Below are 17,396 nucleotides of genomic sequence, written 5' to 3'. Positions count from 1 at the left end.
GAGAATCATAATTTGTCTGAGGTAAGTATTCGTACAAAAATATTGTAGTAAAAGGAGAAGATTAATATGACATTCAATATTCTAATCAGTGATCCACTAAGCGAAGATGGTATTTTTCCTTTAAGAGAAGCAGAAGGATTTAATATTGTTGTAGATACCGCCCTAACTCCAGAACAACTAGGTGAAAAAATTGGTGAGTTTGATGCATTACTAGTTCGTAGCCAAACCCAGGTTACTCGTGAAATTATTGAAAAAGGATCTAACCTAAAAATTATTGGTCGTGCTGGAGTTGGAGTGGATAACATCGATTTAACAGCTGCAACAGAGCGCGGTATCATCGTAGTTAATGCACCTGATGGAAATACAAATTCAGCAGCAGAGCATTCTATCGCTATGCTTATGTCACTTGCACGTAATATCCCACAAGCTTTCCATTCTTTGAAAAACAAAAAATGGGATCGTAAAACATTTATCGGTGTAGAAGTGAAGAACAAAACTCTAGGTGTCCTGGGTTTCGGAAGAATCGGACAAGAGGTAGCTTTCCGTGCAAAAGGCCAACGTATGAATGTAATTGCATATGATCCATTCCTAACTGCTGAAAAAGCAGAAAAATTAGGTGTTCAATTTGGATCTGTAGAGGATGTCATTAAAGCTGCAGATTTTATAACAGTTCATACACCACTATTAAAGGAAACTCGTCATTTAATTAATAAAGAAGCTTTTGAAAAAATGAAAGATGGTGTGCAAATTATTAACTGTGCACGTGGTGGGATTATCGATGAGGATGCTTTATACGATGCAATCGTGGCGGGTAAGGTTGCAGGAGCAGCACTAGATGTATTTGAGGAAGAGCCATTTGTAGAACATAAACTTTTAACGCTTCCACAGGTCATTGCAACACCTCATTTAGGTGCTAGTACGGTAGAAGCACAGGAGATTGTGGCAATCGATGTATCCTATGACGTAGTAAGCTTCCTACAAAATGGGACAGTGAAAAATCCTGTTAACCTTTCTTCTGTACCAAAAGATGTCCTAGCTAAAATTGAGCCATTCTTCAATCTAGGTGAACAATTAGGTTCCTTCCTAAGCGATCTTGCAGAAGGAGTGCCAGAGGAGGTTAATATTACTTATTCGGGAGAATTGGCAAATTTAGATACTCGCCCATTATCACGTAATGCTATAAAAGGACTATTAAAAAGCAAATTAGGCGAATCAGTTAATGATGTAAACGCGAAATTCCTTGCAGACCGTTTGGGTATAACTATAAACGAATTAAAAACTTCAAAGTCAAAAGGATTTACAAGCTTAATCACGGTTGAAGTGAGAACGGCAACTGGAACGAGAAAAGTTGCAGGAACATTGTTAAACGGTCTAGGTGGTCGTATCGTACGTGTAGATGACTTTATCGTAGATGTAATTCCATCTGGTTACTTATTGTTCATCCGCCATAAAGACCAACCGGGTGCTATTGGTCGCGTAGGAACATTGCTTGCTTCGGAAGGTATCAATATCGCAGCGATGCAAGTGGGTCGTTCTGAAGTAGGTGGGGATGCGATTATGATGATTTCTATTGATAAGCATGTAGAAAAGTCTGGCATTGAACAGCTTAAAGGATTGGAAGACATCTTTGATGCAACACCTATTGATCTATAGGTGAACAGAGTGTCTTAGGTTGTTTTTTATACGATGATAAACATTAAAAAAATCTGACTCTCGGACAAGTGATTGTCTTGGAGTCAGTTTTTTTATGCTTTGTGATTTCCGTTTCATGAGGACGTTTTCCGCGGGCGAGGCCGAGCTTCCTCGTACGCTACCACCTGTGGGGTCTCGACTTTCTCGCTTATTCCGCTGGAGTCGCCACATTCCACTTCCATCAATAAGTGTGTAGTCTTCCCTACAATCAAAGACAAATCTATGGATCAGTTCTTAAAGGACTGGGCGTCTTTGTGCCTGGTTTTTCTTGTTATGCGAGCAGCGTCAATAGTTCGTGTAAATTCTCAATTGTATATGTAGGCTTTACTTCTTCACTGATAGGTTTTCCTTCGCGGTTGATCCAAACGGATTGCATACCCACCTTAGAGGAACCTAATATGTCGGTCATTAGATTATCACCGACCATCAATACTTCATCTGCCGTTAATCCAGTAATTTCTAATGCATGTTCAAAAATGGCTGGATCAGGCTTCCCTTTACCGAATGCTCCAGAGATGAGTATATGGTCAAAATAGGGAGATATTTCCGGTGTGATTTCCAATTTGATATTTTGTAAGCTAGGTGAGCCGTTTGTCATTAATAATAATACATATTTGCCTTTCAACTGGTCTAAAACTTCATAGGTATCTTCATATAAAAATGGGCTTTCTTTGCGCATTTTTGGGAAATATTCTGCTAGCTCTTTGCCTAAATCTTCATTTTCAATCCCCAACTTTTCTAATCCCGAGGTCCACGCTAATTGTTGATAAGCGGGTATGGTGGATTTCATTTTTTGGAAATCCTCTGAAGGGTCGTCAAATGTTCCCCATAGTCCTTCGAAAGGGTTAATACCGATCATTTGAGTGAATGGTCTTGTTTCATATGTATCGTACAATGCGCTTGCTTCTGCACGAACGGATTGTTCTAAAGCAAGTGGATCGACATTAACCTGTGTAGCAGCATAAGAACATGTTTTTTGAAATGCGACGGATACACTTTTGTTATCCCATAGTAAAGTATCATCTAAGTCAAAGAAAATTGCTTTTTTCATTATCTGAATCCTCCAGCACGTATTTGATTATTACTTTACCGTACTAAAGAGGGGTTGTCACTAGAACGGAATCATTTTTTCTAGAATTCCACCTTCCCGTATAATTCCTTCTATATCTTTGATGGTAATTGGAAAGTAGGGGAAGCCGTATACGTATGGAGTCCATTCATACACTTGAAAATAAATGACAAGGGAGTGATCAGCGATGTAAAAGTCTTGGTCACTACGTATTTGTGTAAAATCCTCTAAGAGGGGCACATCCCACTCTACCATTTTCTTTTCAATCATTTCAGAGAGAACTTTCACATAATTGCTATCCGGCTTAAACAGGTCGTTAAGTACATACTGTTTGCCAGTCTTGACATCGAAGGTGAGAGATTTGGTAATTGTAAGACCGTGTGCACCTCCTGTAAATGAATAGACAGTCAAACTTAAGCTCAGAACTCCTCGCTCATTTGTTTTAATCTCATAGGTGCCGACCATTTCTACTAAATGTTCACTGTAAAATCCTTGTTCTATTAAAAGCTTGTTTAGTGCATGAATAATATCTGCATTTATCTTTTTTTCTACTGCTGGATGAGGTAAGTTAGTTACAATAGGATAATAAACGTTAATACTTGGTGAACTTTTCTTAATATATTTCGTTTCTATACGAACAGGTAGATCCAAGGCAAACAACCTTTCTTAAGAAGTAATAATTAATGATATGAGTGGGAGAGTAATCATATGTTTTTAAATAGAGTATCCCTTTTCAAAGAGCCACAAGTGGAAAGTCAATATCCTTTCACAATTCCAGCTATTAGTAACTTTGAAAAACTAGAGTTAACCTCTCCTGTAACTTTTTTTGTGGGAGAGAACGGGACTGGAAAGTCCACTTTATTAGAGGGAATTGCAGATAAATGTGAATTTAATACCGCTGGAGGTAGCCGCAATAATTTATATGATGTGGACGCTGCAGAAAGTGCACTTGGGAAATACCTTAGACTTTCCTGGATGCCAAAAGTTACGAATGGTTTCTTTTTAAGAGCAGAATCCTTTTATCAATTTGCTTCACATATTGACCAACTGGAAAGAGACAATCCTGGTCGGGGTGTCCTTGATAGCTATGGTGGTAACTCTCTTCATGAGCAATCACATGGAGAATCTTTTCTATCTTTGTTTCTAAATCGCTTTAATGGACAAGCTATCTACCTTTTAGACGAGCCTGAAGCAGCATTATCACCGCAGAGGCAATTGGCATTTTTACGTATAATGCATGATTTGATCAAAGAAAATAATTGTCAATTTATCATTGCTACTCATTCACCAATAATATTAGGCTACCCAGAAGCGACAATCCTAAGCTTTGATGACGATGAAATTGAGGAAATCGACTATGAAATGACAGGTCATTATCAAATTACAAAATATTTTTTAGACAATAGGGAAAAATTTTTAGAAGAGTTATTTGAAGGTGAGTAGATGTATGTAATCATAAATTATCTAGATGATATGTTATTTTTTATAGGGATTGCATTTCCATTGATCGTCGTTTGGCGACTGTTTCGTTGGAAAAAGAGAGGGTTCCAGCTAAAAGAGTTTTTACATGAGCTTGGCATTTTAGTTTTTTTCTCTGTGCTTGTTGGTTTATTTTCACAAACAATAATACCAAAAATAGGTGAGGTGCCTGCCTATACCACTGGGGTCAATTTAGAGTTGTTTCGTGTTGTGAAAGAAACGTATAATGCGATTGTATACCTAGGATTTTGGCAACCTTTTTATATTAACTTTCTTGGTAATATAATTCTTTTTATACCTATTGGTTTTCTGTTACCCCTACTCTTTAGTAAAATGGAGTTTTTCATTTTTCCTATATTGACAGGTCTATGCATATCTTTATTTATTGAGATAATGCAGCTTCCTCAAAGCAGGAGCAGTGATGTCGACGACTTATGGTTAAATACGCTCGGTGCTTTTCTTGGCTATCTATGCTATTTCTTTATTCGCAAAGCTTTCCCATCATTTACAAAGGCTTTTAAAAAAAGTTTATGAAAGCTAAGAATGGGTAAATAGATAATTGTAATAACATTGTAAGGAGACATTCAGTATGATGAAAATTAGAGAATCAAAAACAGAGCAAAAACGGGATGAAATTATTGAAGAGTTTGTAAACAAAGGTATATTTAAAATTGATGGAAGACAACTATATGAGTTAAATTTTTATGAATTAATGAAAGAACATACAACTGAAGATGAAAGGAAATAAGTGCCTTTTCTAAAGGGCACTTTTTTTGAGAAAAAAGTAAGTCCAATGTATTATCTATAAACAATAGTCGATATAAAAAATATGGTACACTTGACTTAAATACGGATAAGGTGGAAACAAAATTGACTTTTATAACTAATTTAAACGAGACATTACAGAAAAAATGGCAGGATGCAAATTTTACATCTCCAATGCCTATACAATCTAAACTAATTCCACATTTCTTGGACGGCTCTGACGTAGTTGCAGAATCACCAACAGGAACTGGGAAAACACTAGCTTATGTGCTTCCAATCTTGCAGAAGGTTGATCCGGCCAAGAAACAAATACAAGCAATGGTGATCATTCCTTCTCAAGAACTTGGTATGCAAATTGTGGAGGTATTCCGTGAATGGGTTAAAGATACTAATATCTCAGTTGCCCAATTAATCGGAGGAGCAAATATTAATAGACAGATTGATGTTCTTAAAAAGAAGCCAACAATTGTTGTCGGAACTCCTGGTAGATTACAAGAGCTAGTAAAAACTAAAAAACTAAAAATGCATGAAATAAACATCGTTGTTTTAGACGAAGGGGACCAACTTTTAAGTAGAGAGCATCGTACAACTGTTAAAAGCTTAGTCGATGCAACAGTTGAAAGTCAGCTGATTGTGACTTCTGCAACTATTACGGAAGAAATAGAATTAGTTGCAGAACGTATGATGAAGAACCCGGTTCGCATTCAAGTATCCGCAGAGGACATTCCTTCGCAAGGTGAAGTTGTCCACAGCTTCGTGAAGACTGAACCTCGCGATAAAACCGAATTACTGCGCAAGATTTCTTATTTAAAAGGAATGCGTGGCCTTGCATTTGTAAATAGTCTAGATCAGCTTTTAATGAAAGACGCTAAACTTGCATACAGAGATGCACCGATTGTGTCTCTTCATTCAGAAATGAAAAAGGATGAACGAAAGAAAGCATTGGATGATTTTAAAAGCGGTAAGGTGAGTTTACTAATCGCTACGGATGTGGCAGCAAGAGGCTTAGATATTTCTGGTCTAACACATGTTATTCATGTAGATGTACCGCATTCAGTTGAACAGTATTTACATCGTTCAGGGCGCACTGGTCGTGCGGGGGCTGATGGAGAGGTTATGACATTGTTAACTTATGCCGATGAAAAGACTTTTAAAAAGTGGACAAAAGAGCTTCCTAAAAAACCAGTTCAAAAAGTTTGGTACCGTGGTGAATTAATCGAAGGATCGTCTAAAACTATCAGTCAAAAGGGGAAATAATGATGGATTTTCAACAAAAGCTTGAAGAGTATGCAGAATTAGTAGTAAAGGTTGGTCTGAACATACAGCCAAACCAACCACTACTTATAAATACGACAACGGACACAATCGATTTTACACGGTTAATAGTGAAAAAAGCGTATGAGGCTGGCGCGAAACGAGTTGACGTAAACTATACAGATGAAGTAAATGCACGTGCATTTTATGATTATGCACCTGATGAAGCGTTTAATGAATTTCCTAAATGGGCTGCTATGCAGCGTGATGAACTAATCGAAAATAAAGGTGCATTATTATGGATTGATGCAGATAACCCAGACTTATTAGAAGGCGTTTCGATTGACCGTATTTCTAGCTTTCAAAAGGCAAGTGGCAAAGCGTTAGAGAATTATCGTAAAGCAGTTATGAATGATGTTATTACTTGGTCTATCGTTGCAATGCCTTCAGAAAAATGGGCTGCAAAGGTATATCCAAACCTAAAGCCGGAGGAACAAATGCAAGCACTTTGGGAGTTAATATTCCAGGTTGTACGCATAGGAGAAGGAACAGCAGTTCAAAAGTGGAAAGAACATATTGATAACCTTGAAAGTAGAGCAACTCTACTAAATAATATGCGCTTTAAAAAGCTGCACTATAAAGCAGAAGGAACAGATATTCAAGTTGAACTTCCGAAAGAACATATTTGGATGTCAGGAGCAAGTAAAAATGGTCAAAACGTTCCGTTCATTGCTAATATGCCAACAGAAGAAGTATATACTGCACCACTTAAAACAGGAGTAAATGGCTATGTGAAAAATACAAAGCCTTTCGTCTATCAGGGAAATGTAATAGATGATTTTACTCTGACTTTTGAAAATGGAAAGATTACTTCTATAAAAGCTGCTACTGGTGAGAAGCTATTACAAGAGCTTATTGGAACAGATGATGGAGCGAAGTATTTAGGAGAAATAGCTTTAGTGCCACATAAATCACCTATTTCCGCTTCAAATGTATTATTCTTTAATACATTATTTGATGAAAATGCCTCTAACCATTTTGCTATAGGGGAAGCATATCCTACATGTGTTGAGGGTGCTCGTGGTTTAACTCAAAGTGAATTAGAACAAATGGGTATTAACACATCCATTGTACATGAAGACTTTATGATAGGTAGCGGGGACATGGACATTATGGGAGAACTAGCAGATGGAACAATGGAGCCTATATTCATAAAAGGTGCATGGGCTTTTTAAGGAGTTGGTCAGCTTGAAAAAATGGGTCTGTACTTTAATTATTCTAGTTGTTTCATTTGGAACTATCACAGTAAATGCCAAGGGCTCCGAAGTTTATATTGCGATTGGAGATTCCCTAGCAGCAGGACAAACACCGAATCGAGCTATAGATACCGGCTATACAGATTTAATAGCACAGAAGCTAACTAGGACTGGTCAACTTGCATTTTATTCAAAAGCGTTGGCATTCCCAGGTTATACAACTGCAGATGTGCTTACTAAGGTTCAAACGGACGAAGCAAAGAAAGCGTTGAAAAACGCTACATTAGTCACAATATCAGCGGGAGCCAATGACTTACTGCAAATGGTGCAAGTGAATTCATCAAGTGGTTCTATTGCTTATCAGCAACTCCATGCTGATTTTGCATTAAATAATGTACGAAAAAATATAGAGCAGATTATTAAAGAGGTACAGGCAATCGCACCAAAAGCCAAAATTTATGTAATGGGTTATTATTTTGCCTATCCTCATGTGAGAGCATCTCAAAAGGAAGGCATAAAAAAAGAGCTAGACCGATTGCATACAATTTTAAAATCGGAGTCTGAGATCAATGGTGCGACATATGTGTCTGTGGAAGAACCATTCGGTGTAAATGCTACTAAGTTATTACCAAATCCCGCAGACGTCCATCCAACGATGGAAGGATACCGTATAATGGCAAATGCATTCTTTTCGCAATACAACAGTGGATTAGTAGTTACACATAACGAATTGCCAACACCTAATCCGCTTACTTTTGAACAAATTTTGAATGCATCTAAAGAACAAGAGAAATCTCCTGTTTCAAAATCAGTTGAAATGGACCAATACTATTCTTTATCAGAAATGAAGCCATTAATTTAGTATTTTGAATGACTTAGTTGTTCATAAGAATTTGGACCTTACCCAATGTTTTGAATAAGTTGATGAATGTTGTGCGAACCTAAAAAAGCTGTCCTCCAAATCAAAAGAGGACAGCTTTTTAACGTACATTTTTTTTAGATTTTATGACTTTACGTATAATAGGATAAACAATTGGTGCCAATTTAATTGCTGTTTTGACTAGGTTTTTTACTTTCATCGGTATCGCTCCTTGGTTTTCGATATTAATAGTTATGTACCCTCAAACTCCAATACATAAACTCTCTCTTTATCGTAAAACTTTAATGCCTTGGACTATATTCCAAATCATTACTATTACATATACGAGCATGTAAATTGCGATAAGTATTAAAGGTCCGGCAGCCATCCATAGGGAAGGTTGTTCATTAAATCCCGATGCAACGGGGGTGAAGCTTGTAAAAACACTAATGAATAAAATTATTAACAATATTACAGGTATAATGTGGGAAATTAATGATTTTTTCGCATGATATTTTACATTAGAATCTTGTGATACAAAATAAACAATAATAGGCAATAAAAAAGGAGCAAACAATACACTAAAATAAGAAAGTGCTGATAAAATTTTAGGGTTATCCAGTCTATTCAACCTCCTTTCCTCAATTTTTAACGAAATACTCAGCTATATGTTTCATTTCTTAAATAAGGAAACTAAAATATTCTTGTAATTTTCCAGAGAGGAAATAGATACATATTCTTTTACACCATGCCAATCCCCTCCACTTGGTCCAAACTCAATTGCACCTGCTCCAGCTTCCGCGTAGAAGCGAGCATCGGCAGCTCCATGCTGCCCAAATAATACAGCAGGTTTTCCGATGAACTGTGAAGTAACATGTGCAATACGTTCGATAAAAGGATTAATGGCTTCAGTAGTTACTGCAGGAGCAGTCGCTTGAATCTTAAATTCACTTTTAGGGAATTTCTCTGCCAACTTTTTAATCTCTGAAGTAATACTCTGCATATTCTGTCCAGGAACAAAACGAAGATCATAGCTTATTATACATTCATCGGGAACAACGTTATAGCGATCACCTGCTTGTATTTTCGCCAAGTTTAAGGAAGGATAATCATAGAACTCATTGCTTGCAGTTAAAAAAGAGAGAGTGCGTAGTTGTTGGTCAAACAGAAAAGCTTGCTCAATTGCATTTTTTCCTTCCCATGGACGGCTACCATGACTAGGTTTACCTTTCAGTATTACATCAAACTGAATAATTCCTTTTGCCTGTAAACCAATTTGGAGGTGGGTAGGCTCGCCGCATATAACAAAGTCACCAGTATATCCTTGATCAACTAAAAACTTGGTAGTTTTACCGTCGGTTTCCTCATCCGTTACAATATGAAGCTGAATTTTTTTAGTAAGACTTTTAGATTCTTTAGAAAGCTCGTAAAAAGCTTGCATCATCGCAGCAACTCCTGCTTTCATATCAGCAGTTCCTCGACCATATAAAAGATCACCTTCTATAAATGGCTCGAATTGCTCTGGGTTACCTGGAACAACATCTACATGCCCATTCCAAATCATACATTCATCACCAATTCCTATTTCTGCCACTAGCATCAATTTTCCCTCATGCTGTAAGACAGTTGTATGAATTCCACGTTTTTCTAGCCAACTTTCACAGAATAATAAAGCATTATTTGCACTTTCGATTGTGTCACTTTTGATACGTACCAGATCTTTTAGTAATGTAATCATGTGAACATCTCCTTTTGCATATATTTATTTCATTAGTATAACAAATGAAACAAATAAGGTTGCATTAGGCATTTTATTCAGATACAATGAATTCGAACTAAATAATTCAAACCACAAGGGGCGCCACAATAGTGGCTGAGATAGTACCCTTTGAACCTGTAAGTTAGTGCTTGCGTAGGGATGTGGATGGAAACTGACAATCGCGCGATGTCTGGGTCTATCCCGGGGTCGTTTTTTTGTGGTCAAAAAAGGGGATTGTCATGAAAAATCAACGTGTATTAATATTAATGGAAATCGCTATTTTTGCGGCGTTAGGATATGTTTTAGATATGATTGGCTTTGGAATGCCACAGGGCGGCTCCGTAACATTCGTACTTGTACCTGTTATTTTAATGGCCTTTCGTCGTGGTATAGTTGCAGGTCTTGCTACTGGATTTTTAATAGGTGTGCTACAAGTGGTAACAGGGCGATTTTATGCAGCGCCATTATCATTTGAAATAGTTATTGCACAGGTTGCAATTGATTATTTCATCGCCTTTATGGTTGCAGGGTTCGCTGGGTTTTTAAGACCTGCATTTTTACAGGCATTTGAACAAAAAGATAAAGTGAAAATGATTACAGCGGTTGTCTTAGGAGCATTAATAGCTGCTTTTCTTCGTTATTTAGCACATGTGACTTCAGGTATTCTATTCTTTGGTGAATTTGCTGGCAATCAAAACGTCATTTTGTATTCATTAATCTATAATTCTACTTATATGATTCCTGTATTTTTAATTGCTGCTTTCATTTGTTCCATTTTATTTGTTAAAGCTCCGCGCCTTGCACTGCCGAATTCTCACTAAATATGATATGATTAGAGTACATTTAGTGAAGAAGGGATCTTGTTAAGATGATTGTACAAACTGACGAAGAGTTAGTGGCATTAAAAAAAATAGGGCGTATTGTTGCAGAAGTAAGAGATGTGATGAGGGCTGCAACTAAACCTGGTATTACAACGAAAGAACTGGATGAGATTGGCGGAAAGTTATTTACAGAGCATGGTGCGATTTCTGGACCAAAGGGTGAATATGATTTTCCAGGATATACTTGTATCTCCGTCAACGAAGAAGTTGCTCATGGTATCCCGGGTTCTCGCGTAATTCAAGAAGGCGATATTGTGAATATTGATGTGTCTGGATCTTGTGATGGATATTTTGCAGATACAGGTATTTCTTTTGTTGTTGGTGAGGGATATGAAGAGAAAGAAAAATTATGTGCAGTGGCAGAGAGTGCATTTGAACGGGCTATGTTGAAGGTGAAAGCAGGCTCTCGTTTAAACCAAATCGGAAAAGCGGTTGCTAGAGAAGCTAAAGATAATGGCTTGCATGTTATTATGAACCTAACTGGGCATGGTATTGGAAAATCGTTACATGAAGCTCCACAACATGTCTTGAATTATTATGATGCATGGGATCCTACGATATTAAAAGAAGGAATGGTTTTAGCGGTAGAGCCGTTTATTTCTGCAAAGGCAGAGCATATTGTAGAATCTGGTGATGGTTGGACATTTGTAACTCCCGATAAATCGTTAGTAGCACAGATTGAGCATACAATTGTTGTAACAAAAGGTGCTCCTATATTATTAACTAAATTAGACTAAAACAAAACGCCTTCGAAATTTACTTTTTCGAAGGCTTTTTTTAAATTAAGAATATGGATTAACATACTGCGGATTTCCGTGGGCGTTGAAGTTTTAGGAGAGTGGCGGATAGGCAATACGTCATAATATTAACAAAAAAAGGGATGCTTAGTTGTGATTCACAACTAAGCATCCCTAAAAAGTTTTAACTTTAAAGGGGTCTTGTGCTTTTCTTAAAGAATATAATCCCCACGATTAGGACGCAGCTTAGAAAAATGGATGCTGCGGTTAGGAGTAGTTCGCTAAAGTTGTGGTGAATTGCAACTCCAATGAAAGTCCAGATAAAAACAATTGGCATAAGACGGTCGAAATAATGATAACGAAAATGAAGAGCTATAGCTGTCGCAATGGTTAAGAAAATAACTCCCCAAAGTGATTTTGTCATACCAAATCCATCAAATTCATAAAACGTTAGGAGATAAGATAGGTTTGTGAAGAAACTGATAAATGTCCAACCTAAAAGGAAGGAAATTGGCAATCGATTTTTTCGACTTAAATCATCTAAAGGATAGGTTAGATACAATTTAAACAAGCAGCTTAGTAAGACTGTGAGAAAACCAAAAGTGTATCCAAACAGTTCGTAATGCCAGCTTAATATACATAAAATATATATCACAGAGGCTATTCCGTATAATAGAATACGCTTCGTAGGTATAGGACGAGAAGATTTATAATCCTTCATAATATTCCAAATCCACCAAGCTAATAATATAAAAATAACAATCCATATGTAAAACACATAATTTGCTGGAGTAAAAAATACGGGAAGTCTGTTGAATATTTCGCCACTAGTTTGACCATTTATGGGTAGTAAAATAGATAATAGTTTAACAATTACAGTAGATATAAAAAATAACATTAAAAGGATTATTTTAAACATTCAGCTGCCTCCTTCTATTTAATAAGTATACCTTTGATATATAGCAACAACAAATTAGAATTATGAATGTTATGTGACGAAAATCAAACAATCTGTATTAGAAAAACATGATATACTAGAATTCTAAAATAATTGTCAATATAGGAGGAATATTTAGATGATTGAACAAACTTATCCGGTTGTCTGGGATCTCGATCGCTTTTTTGAAGGGGGAAGTAACTCACCATCTCTAAGAAGCCATCTGGATAAAGTAAAAGAAAAGCTAAGCAGCTTTGAAACTATACTAAAAGACTTTGATTCACCAACATCTATTGCCGATGTCTCAAATATCGAGAAAATGGTTAATGAGCTAAAAGATATAGCTACTAATTTATCAGAGGGTGGAGCAGTAATTGGGTGTTTTTTAGCACAGGATACAACGGATAAGCAGGCAGCATTGTTACAGGGCGAGGTAGGGTCGCTATACGCTAAGTTCTCTTCTCAAATGCTAACCATTCAACAAGTGCTAAGTAAAACGAAGGAAACTGTGTGGGAGGAACTGCTTCAAACGACTGAACTCTCTCCTTTTGCATTTGTGTTAAATGAATGGAGAGATGAAGCAAAGCGAATGCTCTCTGAAAAAGAGGAAGACATGATTACGACACTTGGAGTGGATGGCTATCATTCATGGGGTCAACTTTATGATTTACTAGTCGGTGATATTCGCATTAAACTTACTATAGACGGTGAACAAAAAGAAATGTCGGTTGGTCAAGCAAATAATCTTAGTTCCCACGAGGATGCAATGATTCGTAAAGAGTCATTTGAAGCGTTAGAAGCTGCTTGGACAGATAAAGAGGAGTTCTTTGCGAAAACACTAAATCATATTGCAGGCTTCCGTCTTGCAATTTACGAAAAAAGAGGATGGGATTCAGTTTTAGAGGAGCCTCTTCATATTAATCGCATGAAAGAAGAAACACTAAATGCAATGTGGGGTGCTATCTCGAAAAATAAAGCTCCATTCGTAGAATACTTAAATAAAAAATCGGCAATGCTAGGCGAAAAACAAATGCATTGGTATGACTTAGATGCACCAGTTAGTACTTCTACAGAGAAAATGGATTATCAACAAGGTGCGGAGTTTATATTAAAGCATTTTAAAGAATTTGGACCGAAATTAGAATCATTTTCAAGAAATGCATTTGAAAAGGGTTGGATAGAGGCAGAGGACCGTCCAAACAAACGTCCGGGAGGATTTTGTACAGGAATGCCTGTATCAGAGGAATCACGTATTTTCATGACGTATAGTGGATCAATGTCCAATGTCTCTACATTAGCTCATGAATTAGGTCACGCCTTCCATTCATACGCTTTAAGACCAGTACACTGGATGAATCGTCAATATGCAATGGGTGTTGCTGAAACTGCCTCTACATTTGCCGAAATGATTGTAGCGGATGCTGCAGTAAAAGAAGCAAAAACAGATGATGAAAAAATTGCTTTACTGGAAGATAAAATTCAACGTAGTGTAGCATTTTTTATGAATATCCATGCTAGGTTCTTATTTGAAACTAGATTTTATGAGGAACGTAAAAATGGAATTGTTTCTGCTGCACGACTAAATGAATTAATGGAGTTAGCCCAACAAGAAGCATATGGTGATGCATTGGATACAATACATCCGCACTTTTGGGCATCAAAGTTGCATTTTTATATTACGGAAGTACCTTTTTACAACTTCCCTTACACATTTGGTTACCTATTCTCTTTAAGCATTTATGCAAAAGCTATAAGCGAAGGCGCAAACTTTGAGGAAAAATATATTGCTTTATTGCAGGACACAGCAGTAATGTCAGTAGAAGATTTAGCGATGAAACATTTAAATGAAGACATTACACAGGAAGCATTTTGGCTAAAAGGTATTGATCTGTGTATTCAAGATGTGAGTGAGTTTATCCAATTAACTAACGCAAAAGGGTGAAGGTGTTTGATTTATCTAGAAGGAGATACATGCTATTTACGAACATTAAATACGAAAGATGCACCAGCCCTAGCAGATCTTACTTATCGTAATAAGATGTATTGGTCCGTTTATGAACCCCTGCATCGGGATGATTATTACACAACTTCTGTTCAACGGGAGAAGATTCGTGAATCTCTCACGTTATCGAAGGAAAAAAGAGAATATAGCTTCGGTATTTTCGAACCTCAAACAGAAAGAATGATTGGTAGTGTATCACTATACAGTATTAAGAGAATGCCATTTTCAAGTGGGCTTATTGGATATTCCATGGATGAGCTTTATATTGGAAAAGGGATTGCTTCTGAAGCAGTTCACCTAGTAAAAATCTTTGGATTTGAGCACGTCCAATTAAATCGTATCGAAGCATATGTATCTCCGCATAATAACGGCTCTATTAAAGTTTTAGAAAAAAACGGTTTCATGCAAGAGGGACTTCTACGAAAACTGCTTTATATCAATGGTAAATGGCAAGATCATTATATATATGCATCCTTAACTGAAGAGCATTGAAAGGGCAAGAGTATACTTGAGAAATTTAAAAACGTCTTATTCATGAACAATGAATAAGACGTTTTTTATACTATTCATGTCGATTTCCCGGGAAATAATTTATTTTTTGTCGACATTACCGTCTGTCAATAAATCTAATCGACCAGTTTCAGGGTCAATAATTAGTCCGTGAACTGGAATTTCAGGAAGCATAAGTGGATGATTTCGAATCATTTCTACACTATGTAATACACTGCTTTCTACGTTAGAAAAACCTTCTAACCATTTTTCTAAGTTCACACCGGAATTATTTAGGATATCTAATACACGTGGATCTACTCCTCGAGTAATCATTTTATCCATAATTTTATCGGTTTGTATAGCACTCATACCACAGTCATGATGACCAATTACATAGATTTCATCGGCTTGTAACTCATAAACAGCTACGATAAGGCTCCGCATAATTCCACCAAATGGATGGTTAATGATTGCTCCAGCACTTTTAACTATTTTTACATCACCATTTTTAAAATTCATGGATTTTGGGAGCATTTCTGTTAACCTAGTATCCATGCAAGTTAAGATAACAATACGTTTATTTGGAAACTTGGTAGTTAAAAAAGGTTCATATAGTTTGTTTTCCACGAAGTGATCATTGTATTTTAAAATCTCATGTAAGCTTGGCATAGTATTCCTCCTTTAGGTTGTAATTATATTTTATAGGAAATGAAAGATAATTGCTTTACTTAATACTTGAACCTGACTAAAATTAGACTTTTGCTGAGAAGGACTTTCGACAAGAGCTCATAGTGACTACCTTGGAGAGGCATAGGGAGCATAGAACAGCTTGCATTCTAAATATAAAGAGCTATTACACCTTCCTAAACATTTACCTGCTTGGCACAAGAAGTTACTTGCTGAGGTTGATCTTTTATTAGTATTTGTGATTAAATACTACTTACTTGCGGAACTTTTATGGAGTTTATAATAATTAGAATGCAACATAATCTATAAGTATGTAAAAAGCAAGGGAGTTGTTCGCCATAGTGGACAACTCTCTTGCTTTTATAGTAGAGATAACTTTATTCGAAAGAGAAATAAACCAAATTTCAATGAATAAAGTTCCACTTTATTTTGCTAGTTTTTGTTTTCGGTCTGATACAAAGAAGGATTTTCCTGTCCCTATAACCACGGACTGTAATGGCTCAGGTGCTAGATGAACTGGTACTTCAATGACCTGGGTTAACCACTCGGAAATATCCTTTAGTAATGCTCCACCACCAGTTAATATTACTCCATGGTCAACTATATCTCCTGCAAGCTCAGGAGGGCAGGTTTCTAGTGTTGCGCGTATTGCTTCTAAAATAGTTTCCAATGATTCAGATAGAACACCCTGTATCTGAGTAGAAGATAAATGAATAGTCTTAGGTAATCCACTAACTACATCTCTACCGGTAGCTTGCATTTGTTCTACTGCATGAGGAACCAATGCATGTCCTATAGTCATTTTGATATTCTCAGCAGTGGCTTCACCAATAATAACATTGTACTCTTTTCGAACAAAGTGAATAATTGCTTCATCCATACGATCTCCAGCTGCCTTTACTGTATGGGACGCTACTACTCCACCAAAAGAAATAATGCCAACTTCTGTCGTGCCACCGCCAATGTCTACAATCATACTTGCGACAGGCTCATCTACTGGAAGACCAGCACCGATTGCTGCAGCTACGGGTTCTTCCATTAATTGAACATCTTTTGCTCCACTTTGTCTTACAGCATCTTGTATAGCTCTTCTTTCTACAGAAGTTGCACCAGATGGTGTACATACAATTACAGTCGGTTTTCTTAAAGAAGTACCAAGTTTTTTCCCTGCTTTTTGCATTATAAGTTTGAGTAGTTGTGTTGTAATGTCAAAATCGGCAATTACTCCATCCTGTAATGGACGTATTACCTCGATTGAAGTAGGTGTTTTGCCAATCATTTTTTTTGCTTCTTCACCGAAAGCTACGATTTCACGCGTTTTAGTATTAACTGCTACTACTGTAGGTTCATCTATTAATAAGCCTTTGCCTTTTGTATAAACTAATGTATTTGCTGTACCTAAATCTATTCCAATATGTGAGTTTGAAAACATTTGTCTTCCTCCTATTCCAATCATACTTAGTAATTATAATAGATAAATAGTAGGTTGCCATTTGTAACATAATGGAAGTTTACATATATTTCAGA

18 protein-coding genes and 1 riboswitch are annotated in these 17,396 nt (G+C 36.7%); of the genes, 11 read left to right on the top strand and 7 right to left on the bottom strand.

Going from position 1 to position 17,396, the window contains the following annotated elements; genetic code table 11:
- Positions 1-66 precede the first annotated feature (66 nt).
- On the top strand, positions 67-1,653 hold the full coding sequence (gene serA / locus MKY29_RS17110; protein WP_093495097.1) for a phosphoglycerate dehydrogenase: 1,587 nt from the start codon (positions 67-69) through the stop codon (positions 1,651-1,653).
- 310 nt (positions 1,654-1,963) lie between these two features.
- Here the strand turns inward: serA and MKY29_RS17105 are convergent, their stop codons facing one another.
- Both MKY29_RS17105 and MKY29_RS17100 read right to left on the bottom strand, forming a co-directional pair.
- Positions 1,964-2,743, bottom strand: coding sequence for an HAD family hydrolase (locus tag MKY29_RS17105; RefSeq protein ID WP_340880363.1), 780 nt, complete (start codon positions 2,741-2,743; stop codon positions 1,964-1,966).
- Positions 2,744-2,803: 60 nt separating this feature from the next.
- Positions 2,804-3,412, bottom strand: a complete 609-nt coding sequence (locus tag MKY29_RS17100) for a DUF3298 and DUF4163 domain-containing protein (protein WP_093495095.1) — start codon at positions 3,410-3,412, stop codon at positions 2,804-2,806.
- Positions 3,413-3,469: 57 nt separating this feature from the next.
- On the opposite strand from MKY29_RS17100, the gene MKY29_RS17095 reads away from it, so the two are divergent.
- The 6 genes from MKY29_RS17095 (at position 3,470) to MKY29_RS17070 (ending at position 8,377) form a co-directional block, all read left to right on the top strand.
- Positions 3,470-4,204: an AAA family ATPase gene (locus tag MKY29_RS17095; protein ID WP_340880362.1), complete on the top strand. Its 735-nt coding sequence runs from the start codon at positions 3,470-3,472 to the stop codon at positions 4,202-4,204.
- A complete protein-coding gene (locus MKY29_RS17090) occupies positions 4,205-4,774 on the top strand; it encodes a VanZ family protein (protein WP_093495093.1) in 570 nt (189 codons plus the stop codon).
- 55 nt (positions 4,775-4,829) lie between these two features.
- On the top strand, positions 4,830-4,988 hold the full coding sequence (locus MKY29_RS17085) for a Fur-regulated basic protein FbpA (protein ID WP_241598488.1): 159 nt from the start codon (positions 4,830-4,832) through the stop codon (positions 4,986-4,988).
- Between the two features lie 122 nt (positions 4,989-5,110).
- On the top strand, positions 5,111-6,262 hold the full coding sequence (locus MKY29_RS17080) for a DEAD/DEAH box helicase (protein ID WP_090568361.1): 1,152 nt from the start codon (positions 5,111-5,113) through the stop codon (positions 6,260-6,262).
- Positions 6,263-6,264: 2 nt separating this feature from the next.
- A complete protein-coding gene (locus MKY29_RS17075; protein WP_340880361.1) occupies positions 6,265-7,494 on the top strand; it encodes an aminopeptidase in 1,230 nt (409 codons plus the stop codon).
- Between the two features lie 13 nt (positions 7,495-7,507).
- A complete protein-coding gene (locus MKY29_RS17070) occupies positions 7,508-8,377 on the top strand; it encodes an SGNH/GDSL hydrolase family protein (RefSeq protein ID WP_340880360.1) in 870 nt (289 codons plus the stop codon).
- A 286-nt stretch (positions 8,378-8,663) separates the two neighbouring features.
- On the opposite strand, the gene MKY29_RS17060 is transcribed toward MKY29_RS17070, so the two are convergent.
- Positions 8,664-8,996, bottom strand: coding sequence for a DUF4870 domain-containing protein (locus MKY29_RS17060; protein WP_093495234.1), 333 nt, complete (start codon positions 8,994-8,996; stop codon positions 8,664-8,666).
- A 51-nt stretch (positions 8,997-9,047) separates the two neighbouring features.
- Entirely contained in the window at positions 9,048-10,112 is a 1,065-nt protein-coding gene (locus MKY29_RS17055; RefSeq protein WP_093495089.1) for a M20 family metallopeptidase, read from the bottom strand.
- A gap of 106 nt (positions 10,113-10,218) precedes the next feature.
- Positions 10,219-10,310: riboswitch (TPP riboswitch) on the top strand.
- A 62-nt stretch (positions 10,311-10,372) separates the two neighbouring features.
- Here MKY29_RS17055 and thiT point away from each other — a divergent pair.
- On the top strand, positions 10,373-10,954 hold the full coding sequence (gene thiT, locus MKY29_RS17050) for an energy-coupled thiamine transporter ThiT (protein WP_340880359.1): 582 nt from the start codon (positions 10,373-10,375) through the stop codon (positions 10,952-10,954).
- Between the two features lie 47 nt (positions 10,955-11,001).
- Positions 11,002-11,751, top strand: coding sequence for a type I methionyl aminopeptidase (map, locus tag MKY29_RS17045; protein WP_093495088.1), 750 nt, complete (start codon positions 11,002-11,004; stop codon positions 11,749-11,751).
- Between the two features lie 190 nt (positions 11,752-11,941).
- Here map and MKY29_RS17040 read toward each other — a convergent pair whose 3' ends face one another.
- Positions 11,942-12,670 carry a tryptophan-rich sensory protein gene (locus tag MKY29_RS17040; RefSeq protein ID WP_340880357.1) on the bottom strand — a complete coding sequence of 243 codons (729 nt, stop codon included), beginning with the start codon at positions 12,668-12,670 and terminating at the stop codon, positions 11,942-11,944.
- Between the two features lie 157 nt (positions 12,671-12,827).
- Here MKY29_RS17040 and MKY29_RS17035 point away from each other — a divergent pair, with 157 nt between their 5' ends.
- Both MKY29_RS17035 and MKY29_RS17030 read left to right on the top strand, forming a co-directional pair.
- On the top strand, positions 12,828-14,630 hold the full coding sequence (locus MKY29_RS17035) for a M3 family oligoendopeptidase (protein ID WP_340880356.1): 1,803 nt from the start codon (positions 12,828-12,830) through the stop codon (positions 14,628-14,630).
- A 6-nt stretch (positions 14,631-14,636) separates the two neighbouring features.
- Complete coding sequence (locus tag MKY29_RS17030) at positions 14,637-15,182, top strand: GNAT family N-acetyltransferase (protein ID WP_241598495.1); 546 nt, start codon at positions 14,637-14,639, stop codon at positions 15,180-15,182.
- Between the two features lie 99 nt (positions 15,183-15,281).
- Here MKY29_RS17030 and MKY29_RS17025 read toward each other — a convergent pair whose 3' ends face one another.
- Entirely contained in the window at positions 15,282-15,851 is a 570-nt protein-coding gene (locus tag MKY29_RS17025) for a beta-class carbonic anhydrase (protein ID WP_090568385.1), read from the bottom strand.
- Positions 15,852-16,293: 442 nt separating this feature from the next.
- Entirely contained in the window at positions 16,294-17,301 is a 1,008-nt protein-coding gene (gene mreBH / locus MKY29_RS17020) for a rod-share determining protein MreBH (protein ID WP_090568387.1), read from the bottom strand.
- Positions 17,302-17,396 lie beyond the last annotated feature (95 nt).

The sequence above is a fragment of the Psychrobacillus sp. FSL K6-2365 genome, from assembly GCF_038003165.1.
In the GTDB taxonomy this organism is placed as follows: Bacteria; Bacillota; Bacilli; order Bacillales_A; family Planococcaceae; genus Psychrobacillus; species Psychrobacillus psychrodurans.
Note: the sequence above shows the minus strand (reverse complement) of the source record. Positions and strands in the feature narration are given on the sequence as shown.

What these genes read in the sequence shown, in the direction of transcription:
- serA (WP_093495097.1), top strand. Translation starts at nt 67, where the DNA reads ATGACATTCAATATTCTAATCAGTGATCCACTAAGCGAAGATGGTATT.
- MKY29_RS17105 (WP_340880363.1), bottom strand. Translation starts at nt 2,743, where the DNA reads ATGAAAAAAGCAATTTTCTTTGACTTAGATGATACTTTACTATGGGAT.
- MKY29_RS17095 (WP_340880362.1), top strand. Translation starts at nt 3,470, where the DNA reads ATGTTTTTAAATAGAGTATCCCTTTTCAAAGAGCCACAAGTGGAAAGT.
- MKY29_RS17090 (WP_093495093.1), top strand. Translation starts at nt 4,205, where the DNA reads ATGTATGTAATCATAAATTATCTAGATGATATGTTATTTTTTATAGGG.
- MKY29_RS17085 (WP_241598488.1), top strand. Translation starts at nt 4,830, where the DNA reads ATGATGAAAATTAGAGAATCAAAAACAGAGCAAAAACGGGATGAAATT.
- MKY29_RS17075 (WP_340880361.1), top strand. Translation starts at nt 6,265, where the DNA reads ATGGATTTTCAACAAAAGCTTGAAGAGTATGCAGAATTAGTAGTAAAG.
- MKY29_RS17055 (WP_093495089.1), bottom strand. Translation starts at nt 10,112, where the DNA reads ATGATTACATTACTAAAAGATCTGGTACGTATCAAAAGTGACACAATC.
- thiT (WP_340880359.1), top strand. Translation starts at nt 10,373, where the DNA reads ATGAAAAATCAACGTGTATTAATATTAATGGAAATCGCTATTTTTGCG.
- map (WP_093495088.1), top strand. Translation starts at nt 11,002, where the DNA reads ATGATTGTACAAACTGACGAAGAGTTAGTGGCATTAAAAAAAATAGGG.
- MKY29_RS17040 (WP_340880357.1), bottom strand. Translation starts at nt 12,670, where the DNA reads ATGTTTAAAATAATCCTTTTAATGTTATTTTTTATATCTACTGTAATT.
- MKY29_RS17035 (WP_340880356.1), top strand. Translation starts at nt 12,828, where the DNA reads ATGATTGAACAAACTTATCCGGTTGTCTGGGATCTCGATCGCTTTTTT.
- MKY29_RS17025 (WP_090568385.1), bottom strand. Translation starts at nt 15,851, where the DNA reads ATGCCAAGCTTACATGAGATTTTAAAATACAATGATCACTTCGTGGAA.
- mreBH (WP_090568387.1), bottom strand. Translation starts at nt 17,301, where the DNA reads ATGTTTTCAAACTCACATATTGGAATAGATTTAGGTACAGCAAATACA.